The sequence below is a fragment of the Streptomyces adustus genome (assembly GCF_009377175.1).
Taxonomy (GTDB): domain Bacteria; phylum Actinomycetota; class Actinomycetes; order Streptomycetales; family Streptomycetaceae; genus Streptomyces; species Streptomyces adustus.
The window spans coordinates 1-9,146 of the sequence record NZ_VJZD01000322.1; the positions used below are offsets into that span (position 1 = coordinate 1).

General features: G+C 72.7%; 7 protein-coding genes. All 7 read right to left on the minus strand.

The genetic code is table 11. From position 1 onward, the window contains the following. Positions 1 to 2,192 (minus strand): sensor histidine kinase (locus FNH09_RS41785; protein ID WP_238427418.1); only part of this gene is annotated, 2,192 nt, incomplete at its 3' end. A gap of 302 nt (positions 2,193 to 2,494) precedes the next feature. Next, the gene (locus tag FNH09_RS41790) at positions 2,495 to 2,947 is read right to left on the minus strand and encodes an Lrp/AsnC family transcriptional regulator (protein ID WP_015661832.1); all 453 of its coding nucleotides are present in this window, start codon (positions 2,945 to 2,947) and stop codon (positions 2,495 to 2,497) included. A 10-nt stretch (positions 2,948 to 2,957) separates the two neighbouring features. Continuing rightward, a complete protein-coding gene (locus FNH09_RS41795; protein WP_162469897.1) occupies positions 2,958 to 4,424 on the minus strand; it encodes an amino acid transporter in 1,467 nt (488 codons plus the stop codon). Between the two features lie 408 nt (positions 4,425 to 4,832). Continuing rightward, on the minus strand, positions 4,833 to 6,275 hold the full coding sequence (locus FNH09_RS41800; protein ID WP_162469899.1) for a GuaB1 family IMP dehydrogenase-related protein: 1,443 nt from the start codon (positions 6,273 to 6,275) through the stop codon (positions 4,833 to 4,835). Between the two features lie 132 nt (positions 6,276 to 6,407). Further along, positions 6,408 to 6,749 (minus strand): barstar family protein, encoded by a 342-nt coding sequence (locus tag FNH09_RS41805; RefSeq protein WP_152895085.1) that lies wholly within the window; start codon positions 6,747 to 6,749, stop codon positions 6,408 to 6,410. 189 nt (positions 6,750 to 6,938) lie between these two features. Next, positions 6,939 to 7,982 carry a sugar-binding domain-containing protein gene (locus FNH09_RS41810; RefSeq protein ID WP_162469898.1) on the minus strand — a complete coding sequence of 348 codons (1,044 nt, stop codon included), beginning with the start codon at positions 7,980 to 7,982 and terminating at the stop codon, positions 6,939 to 6,941. A 78-nt stretch (positions 7,983 to 8,060) separates the two neighbouring features. Continuing rightward, the gene (rpe, locus tag FNH09_RS41815) at positions 8,061 to 8,747 is read right to left on the minus strand and encodes a ribulose-phosphate 3-epimerase (protein WP_152895086.1); all 687 of its coding nucleotides are present in this window, start codon (positions 8,745 to 8,747) and stop codon (positions 8,061 to 8,063) included. Positions 8,748 to 9,146: the final 399 nt, after the last annotated feature.

The following is a 9,146-nucleotide window of genomic DNA, read 5'->3' on the forward strand; positions in this document are numbered from 1 at the left end:
GGATCGGGGTCGGGGCTGTGGCCGAGGCCAGGGCCGAGCTCGGGGCCGGGGCCGGGGCCCAGGTCGGGTTCGGGCGCGGCGGAACCGGGCAGCGCGGGCCGGGAGCGTGTGGGCAGCGGACGTACCGGCGGCACGGGTCCGGTCCCGGCCTGCGCGGCGAGGGCCGTGACGGCGACCGGTGCTCCGGCACCGGACTCCAGGGCGGCCGCCCGTTCGTCGTGGCCGTACTCCGCGGCGGCCCGCTCGCCCTGGCCGGACTCCGCCGCGCCGGACCCCGTCGGTCCCACCGTCGCGAGCAGCGCCTGCGGCAGCAGTACCACCGCCGTGGTCCCGCCGTACGGGGACCGGCACAGCGTGACCTCGATGCCCTGGCGGGCGGCGAGCCGGCTGACCACGTACAGGCCGAGGCGGTCGTGCCGGGTCGGATCGAACTCGTCGGGTCGGGTGAGGGTGCGCCGGGCCTGCTCCGCCTGCTCCGGGTCGAGGCCGAGGCCGCGGTCGTCGATCTCCAGGACGAAGCCGCCGCGGGCCTGTCCGGTGCGCAGGGTGACCTGGGTGTGCGGTGGGGAGAACACCGTGGCGTTCTCCAGGAGTTCGGCGATCAGGTGGACCACGTCGGCCACGGCGTCCGCGGCGATGCCGATCCGCTCCATGGACGGGACGACCACCCGCGTGTAGTCCTCGATCTCGCTGACCGCGGCGGAGACGACGTCGGCGACCGGGACCGGGCTGCGCCATCTGCGGCCGGGAGCGGCGCCGGAGAGGATGATCAGGCTCTCCGCGTGACGCCTCATACGGGTGGTGAGGTGGTCGATCCGGAACAGTTCCTGGAGGATGTCCGGATCGTCCGTCCGCCGCTCCAGCGTGTCGACGAGCTTCAACTGCCGGTGCACCAGCGCCTGGTTGCGGCGGGCGATGTTGAGCAGCACCGCGAACAGGCCGCGCCGCAGGGTGGCCTGCTGCACGGCGGCCTCGACGGCCGCGAGCCGGGCGGAGTTGAAGGACCGGCCGACGTCGCCGATCTCGTCGGCGACGTTCTCGCCGTCCGACAGGGGTGGCGCCTCGGCTGCCGCGTCCACGTCGTCACCGGCGCTCAACCGGCTCATCACCGAGGGGAGTTGGCGGGTGGCCAGCAGGTCGGCCGCGTCCCGCAGCAGCTCCAGCCGGCGCGAGATGCGCCGCGCGCCGCGCACCGCGAACCACAGCGACAGGGACACGGCGGCGAGTCCCAGCACGGCCACGACGGCGGCGCGGGTCAACTCGTCGTAGGCGAACCCGCGTCCGCGCGCGGCGGAGTTCTCCGCGGCGCGGGTGCACAGCTGCATGTAGCGCTTGACGGCCCGGTCGGTGGTGGTGCGCCAGGAGTCGGCCGCGACGGCCCGCGCCGCGCCGCCCGCTCCGGCCCGCAGCAGGGCGTCCTCGCTCTTCGTGAGCTGCCGGTGCAGGTCCTCGCGCTGGAACTGCTCGAACAGCGTCCGGGAGTCGTCCGGCAGGTCGGGCACATAGGTCCGCTCGAAGACCCGACGGTCCTCGATGGTCGCCGTCAGCATGTCGTACTGGCCGTCGGTCAGCCGGCCCGCGGCCCGCGCCCCGGCGACCAGCGCGTCCTCGCGCGAGACGAACTCCCGTACCCGGACCAGCTCGACGACGGTCTGCGCCTCGCGCGCCAACTGTCCCGCCTGGAGCGCGGTGAGCGCGGACGGGATGTCGAAGCCGGGCTCCAGGAGCGTGTCGTAGGCGGTGACCGCGCCGTCCCAGGAGATGCCGCGGGACAGCACGCGCTCGCGCAGCCGCTCCAGGCCGCCCACGGAGGCGACCATGGAGTCCAGGGCCTCGCGCTGCCGGTCGGAGAGCCGGCCGCGGTCGCCGTTCGCGATCGCCTCGCGCATCGCCTCGACGGCACGGTCGGTGCGCCGCTGCTGCGTCATCAGGTCCAGCGCGGCGGCCGTACGGTGGCCGCCGCCCAGGTAGGCGGCCGAGAGCCGGCGCTCGATCTGGATCTGCCCGACCGCCGTGTCGACGGGCGTGCCGAAGTCCTCGTACACCCCCTGGAGGCGGATCAGGGCGCGCAGTTCGCCGGTGACCGACACCATGGCGAAGGACCACAGCGTCATCAGGGCGAGGACGGGAGCGAGCGCGAGGGCCACGATGCGCGCGCGTACGGTGGTGGGACGGCCGAAGGGCCAGCGCATGGACTCCCCAGGGCGGCAGTGCGGTTCGGGCGGCGATGCACAAAGTGGCCGCCACTCGCTGTTACCGACGGGTAGCGGGCGGCGCTCAACCTACGGGATGCCCTGGTCGCCCCGCAATGGTTACCAAAGGTAACTCCGGGTCACTTCAGCCACGGTACGGCAAAGCGGGTCACGGTCGCCGACCGGTCCGAGGGCAGCCGTTTTGCGCCACGCCGGACGACGCCGGTCCACACCAGGCCACGCCGGGGCGCACCCGGCCGCGGTGCTGCGGCGCCGCGGTGGCAGCGGCGGCGCGACCGCTGTCAGGTAGGCGAGCCCGAGGAGAAACGGCGCAGCAGCGGGGACAGCACCAGCACGGACTTCGTCCGCTCCACGAACGGCTCCCCAGCGATCCGCTCCAGCACCCGCTCGAAGTGGCGCATGTCGGAGGCGAAGACCTGGACCACCGCGTCCGCCTCCCCGGTGACGGTGGACGCGGCCACGACCTCCTGGTAGCGCTCCAGGCCGCGCTGGATCGTCTCCGGCGAGGTGTTGCGCCGGCAGTAGATCTCGACGAACCCCTCGGTCTCCCAGCCGAGCGCCGCCGGGTCCACCCGTACGGTGAATCCGGTGATGGCGCCGGTGGCACGCAGCCGGTCCACACGCCGCTTCACCGCCGGTGCGGACAGGCCGACCAGCTGCCCGATGTCCGCGTAGGAGCGGCGGGCGTCCTCGGCGAGGGCGTGCACGATGCGTTCGTCGAGATCGTTCAGCACTGCGGGTGGATCACTTCTCTGCGGTCGCGAGTCGGGAGCGGCGGTAGCCGTACACGAAGTAGAACACGAGGCCGACCGCCATCCAGACTCCGAAGACCACCCAGGTGACAGTGGCGAGACTGCCCATCATCCAGACGCAGAAGCCGAAGCCCAGCGCGGGCATCAGCGGCGACAGCGGCACCCGGAAGGTGCGCGGCATCTCCGGGCGGGTCCGGCGCAGCACCACCACGGCGACGTTGACCAGGGCGAAGGCGAAGAGCGTGCCGATGCTGGTCGCGTCGGCGAGCTGGCCCAGCGGGATCGCGGCGGCCAGGACGCCGCAGAACAGGGACACGATGACCGTGTTGGCACGGGGGGTGCCGGTCTTCGGGTGGACCCGGCCGAACACCTTGGGCGCGAGGCCGTCCCGGGACATGGCGAACAGGATGCGGGTCTGGCCGTACAGGACGGTCAGGACGACGCTGGCGATCGCGATGACGGCGCAGGCGGCGAGCAGCGTGCCCCAGAAGCTCTGGCCGGTCACGTCCCGCATGATCTGGGCGAGCGCGGCCTCCGAGTCGTTGAACCGCTGCCAGGGCTTGGCACCGACGGCCACCGCGGCGACGAGGACGTAGAGCGCCGTCACGATGACGAGCGAGAGCATGATCGCGCGGGGCAGGTCGCGCTGCGCGTTCTTCGCTTCCTCGCCGGCGGTGGAGGCGGCGTCGAAGCCTATGTACGAGAAGAAGAGCGTCGCTCCCGCCGCGCTGACCCCGGCCATGCCCAGCGGCATGAAGTGGTCGTAGTTCCCGGAGCGGAAGCCCTGGACGCCGATGGCGCAGAACAGCACCAGCGCGGCTATCTTCACGGCGACCATGATCGTGTTGGCGCGGGCGGACTCGCGGGCGCCGCCGAGCAGGAAGGCCATGGCGAGCAGGACCACGATCAGCGCGGGCAGGTTGAAGATCCCGCCGTCGCCGGGCGGTGCGGACAGGGCGTCCGGGATGGTGACGCCTATGGTGCCGTCGAGCAGTTCGTTGAGGTACTCGCCCCAGCCGACGGCCACCGCGGCGACCGACACCCCGTACTCGAGGATCAGGCACCAGCCGCAGACCCAGGCGATCAGTTCGCCCATCGTGGCGTACGCGTACGAGTACGAGGACCCGGCGACCGGGATGGTGCCGGCCAGCTCGGCGTAGGACAGGGCCGAGAAGAGCGCGGTGAGACCGGCGATCACGAAGGACAGCGTGACGGCAGGACCGGCCTTGGGGACGGCCTCGCCGAGCACGACGAAGATGCCGGTGCCCAGCGTGGCACCGATGCTGATCATGGTGAGCTGCCACAGGCCGAGGGACCGTCGCAGCGACCCTCCCTCGCCCTGGCCACCCTCGGCGACCAGGCGTTCCACGGGCTTGCGCCGCATCAGGCGCGCGCCGAGACCCGGGGACGCGGGGACGGTCTCGGTGCGGTCGTGCGGGGGTGCGCCTTGGTCGAGCACGCGCTGACTCCTTCGTCGCTGCGGTGGAGGGCGACAGGGACCGGCGGCACTCCCGCACGAGCGGGAACCCACCGAGCGGGGTCCCCGCCACGCCTTGTACAGCGCTCGACCCTATGAGCCGGGGCGTCACGGCCGTAATGCAGCAACCTTGCGCGTCCCGGCAAGAACGTTGCGTTGATCGCGGCCGGACGGGCGTTCGTTGCACGGCATCCTTCGATCGCGTCGATCGGGCCCGATCGACGGGGCGAAAGGGCCGCGGCCGGGCCCGGGAGCCACTCCACAGGGACCCCGGCCTGGCGGGCGTTCGCGAGGCCCCGCGCGGTCCGCCCGCCGGGCGCGTCCGGGAACGCGGACGGCCCCCGCCCACCCGGTGCGGGGGACGGGGGCCGCTCCGTACGGAGTCGGGGGTCAGCTCCAGCTGGCGTGCAGCGGCTTGCCCTCGGCGTAGCCCGCGGCGCTCTGGATGCCGACGACGGCCTTCTCGGCGAACTCCTCCAGGGAGCCCGCGCCGGCGTAGGTGCAGGAGGAGCGGACGCCCGCGATGACCGAGTCGATCAGGTCCTCGACGCCCGGACGGGTCGGGTCGAGGAACATGCGGGAGGTGGAGATGCCCTCCTCGAACAGCGCCTTGCGGGCGCGGTCGTACGCCGACTCGTCCGAGGTGCGGTTGCGCACGGCGCGCGCGGACGCCATGCCGAACGACTCCTTGTAGAGGCGGCCGCTCGCGTCCTGCTGGAGGTCGCCCGGGGACTCGTAGGTGCCCGCGAACCAGGAGCCGATCATCACGTTGGACGCGCCGGCCGCGAGAGCCATCGCCACGTCGCGCGGGTGGCGGACACCGCCGTCGGCCCACACGTGCTTGCCGTACTTCTTCGCCTCGGCGGCGCACTCCAGCACGGCGGAGAACTGCGGCCGGCCGACGCCGGTCATCATCCGGGTGGTGCACATGGCGCCGGGTCCGACACCGACCTTGATGATGTCCGCGCCCGCCTCGATCAGGTCCCGCACGCCCTCGGCGGCGACGATGTTGCCTGCGGCGATCGGCACGTTCGGGTCGAGCCCGCGGACGGTGCGGATCGCGCTGATCATCGACTCCTGGTGACCGTGCGCGGTATCGATGACGAGGGTGTCGACGCCCGCGTCCAGCAGCTGCTTGGCCTTGCCCGCGACATCGCCGTTGATGCCGACGGCGGCGGCGATGCGCAGCCGGCCCTGCTCGTCGGTGGCGGGCGTGTAGAGCGTGGCGCGCAGGGCGCCCTTGCGGGTGAGGATGCCGGCGAGCTTGCCGTCCGCGTCGACGGCCGGGGCGTAGCGCCGGTTGGCCGCGTCGAGGCGGTTGAAGGCCTCGCGCGGGTCGATGTCCGCGTCGAGCAGCAGCAGGTCGCGGGACATCACCTCGCCGAGCTGGGTGAAGCGGTCCACGCCGGTGAGGTCCGCGTCGGTGACGACGCCGACCGGGCGGCCGTCCCCGTCCACGACGACACCCGCGTTGTGCGCCCGCTTGGGCAGCAGCGCGAGCGCGTCGGCGACGGTCTGGTGCGCCTCCAGCACGATCGGGGTGTCGAGCACCAGGTGGCGGCTCTTGACCCAGGAGACGACATCGGTGACCACGTCGATCGGGATGTCCTGCGGGATGACCACGAGCCCACCGCGCCGGGCCACCGTCTCCGCCATGCGACGGCCGGCGATCGCGGTCATGTTGGCGACGACCAGCGGGATCGTGGTGCCCGTGCCGTCCGGGGAGCTGAGGTCCACACCCTGCCGCGAGCCCACGGCGCTGCGGCTCGGCACCATGAAGACGTCGTCGTACGTCAGGTCGTACGGGGGCTGGATGTCGTTGAGGAAACGCACGTGCTGCACATCCCAGTCGATCAGAGGCGGCCCCCGGACAGGTCAGCCAGGGGGAATGAGCACGTACTTCATTCTCCCACGGCCTGCGACCGATAGTCCCCCGACAGAACATCCAGGCTGGTCAGAGGTGCCCTAGGAGGAACCTCCAAGGGCGAGCAGCACGGAGAGTTCCGGCTGCGCGTCCGCCGCCTGGGCGAAGACGTCCTGAGCGGTCCCCCACTCGCCCGGGCGGGCCTCGGCGTACGCCCGCCAGTCGCGTACGACGATCACGAGTCCCCGGCCCTCGGCCTCCTCGGGCCAGACGGAGAGGTCGGACAGGCTGTCCGCGAGGGCGTCCCAGTTGCGCCCGAACCACTCGGGGAGGTCGAGCGCGTGGGCGCAGCGGTCCATCAGCCCGGCCTTGTCCGTGACGCCGTCGAGGTCCAGCAGGACGACGTGTCCGCCGAACGGGTCGCGCGTCGGTTCGTCGGTCATCTCAGCACCGTCCGGAGCGAGTTGTAGTGATCGCCGGTGTAGTAGAACCCACCGCCCCGCCCGGTGGCAATGCGGCGGACGGCGGGCTCTCGAAGTCACCCGAGGACGTCACCCCGGGACGGAGAACGGCCGTGGCAGCATGCTCCGATGCTGTCACGGCCGTCCCCGTACGTCCGGCGCCGCGTCCCGTCAGGGCCCGTCGGGGTCCGCGCGGTTGAGCGCGGAGCGCGGCGTCGGTCCCGCCGTCATCAGGTAGTCCGCCGCCGACGTGTCCGTCACCAGGCTGGTGACGAGTCCGGAGCGCAGCACCGCGTCGATGGCGGCCGCCTTTCGCTGCCCGCCCGCGATCGCGACGACCTCCGGGATCCGGCGGAGCTGGTCCGCCTTCACGGTGATGCACCGCTCGCCCAGGTCACGGCCGACCCGACGGCCCTCGGAGTCGAAGAGGTGCGCGGACATCTCGGCGGCGACGCCGAGCGAGGCGTAGTGCGCCCGCTCCTCGTCGCTGAGCATGTCGTGCACGGTCGAGATGCCCGGCTCCCAGGAGCCGATGGAGACGCAGGCGACCGTGACCTTGTCGAAGTACTCGAAGGCACGGGCGATGCCCGTCTGGTTGCGCAGCGCGACCGCGGTGGCCGCGTCCGGCAGCAGCATCGGGGCGTAGATCGGGTGGGCGTCGCCGCCCGACACCTGCGCGGCGCGGCGCACCGCCTCCACCGAACCGCGCTCGGCGGTCCCGGCGTCGTACACGCCCGTCAGCTGCACCACGGTGCACGGCGGCAGCCGGTCGAGCGCCGCCGCCATGTGGATCGTGGACCGGCCCCAGGCCAGTCCGAGCACATCCCCCTCGTTGACGAGTTCGCCGAGCAGGTCGGCCGCGACCTCGCCCAGGTTCTCGGGGTCGGGGGTCTCCTCGGCCTCCGCCGGGGACTCGACCACGACGGCGTGCCTGAGGCCGTACCGGGCACGGAGCGCGTCGGAGCGCTCGGCGTCCAGTTCGGCCGGCACACGGATCTCGATCCGTACGAGATCCCGTTCGAGGGCCGTCTCCAGGACCCGGGCCACCTTGAAGCGGCTTACGCCGAACTCCTCCGCGATCTGGATCTTGGACTTGCCCTCGAGATAGAAGCGGCGGGCCATGGCCGCCGCCTGCACCAGCTCAGCGGGTCCCATCCGCACGGCTGACCGGCCCGCCGACATACCCGACACGGCGATCTCCTCACTGCTGTTCACACTCTGGATTCACCGTTCATCCTTGCAGATCCGGTGCACTTGATCAGCCTTGCCGGCCGCCGTTCACGTTCCCGTCGTTCAGTGGCTGCACGCCCATGACGCCTTGGCCGTGGCCTCGTCCGCCTGGCTGCGCAGCGCACGGACCGCCTCGGCCGGGTCGGATGCCCCGTACACCGCCGAACCGGCGACGAAGACGTCGGCGCCCGCCTCCGCGCACCGCTCGATCGTCTCGGCCGACACCCCGCCGTCGACCTGGAGCCAGAGCTCCAGCCCGTGCTTGGCGATCAGCTCCCGGGTGCGACGGATCTTCGGCAGCATGATGTCGAGGAAGGCCTGACCGCCGAAGCCCGGCTCCACCGTCATGATCAACAGCATGTCGAGCTCGGGCAGCAGGTCCTCGTACGGTTCGATGGGCGTCGCGGGCTTCAGCGCCATCGAGGCGCGGGCGCCCTTGGCGCGGATCTCCCGGGCGAGCCGCACCGGCGCGGCGGCCGCCTCGACATGGAAGGTGACGGAGGAGGCGCCCGCCTCGACGTACTGCGGTGCCCACCGGTCGGGGGCCTCGATCATCAGATGGCAGTCCAGCGGGGTGTCCGTCGCACGCGCCAGCGACTCCACGACCGGCACACCGAGCGTGAGGTTCGGGACGAAGTGGTTGTCCATGACGTCGACGTGGAGCCAGTCGGCTCCGTCCACCGCCCGGGCCTCGTCCGCGAGGCGGGCGAAGTCGGCGGACAGGATGCTGGGGCTGATCTGTGCGGCCATGCCCCAAGACTGCCACGTCCTCGCCCGGTTGTTCGCCCCGGTACGGTCTGCGCCTCCCGCGGAACCCGCTCCGATCGCGGTCCGGCGCCACCTCCGGCAGCGGCGCGGTGCCACTGCCGACCGCGGTGCGGTGCCACCTCCGACCGCGGTGCGGGCCGGATCCCGGCCGAATCCCGACAAGCCCGCGGCGCGGTCCCCAGTCGGCCCGGGGAGCCCGGAAGGGTCCCGACGGGGTCCCGACAGGACTCCGGCAGGCCCGAGGAGATCCCCGCCGTGGCGTGCCCGGTGGGCAGGCGGGGCGGGCAGGCAAGCCGGGCGGGCCGCAGGGCCGGGGAGCGGGCCGCCGGAGGGCCGGGCAGGCGGGCAAGCCCGGCAGGCCTGGGGCGCCGAGGGGCGGGC

What these genes read in the sequence shown, in the direction of transcription:
- rpe (WP_152895086.1), bottom strand. Translation starts at nt 8,747, where the DNA reads ATGGCCGCACAGATCAGCCCCAGCATCCTGTCCGCCGACTTCGCCCGC.
- FNH09_RS41805 (WP_152895085.1), bottom strand. Translation starts at nt 6,749, where the DNA reads ATGACCGACGAACCGACGCGCGACCCGTTCGGCGGACACGTCGTCCTG.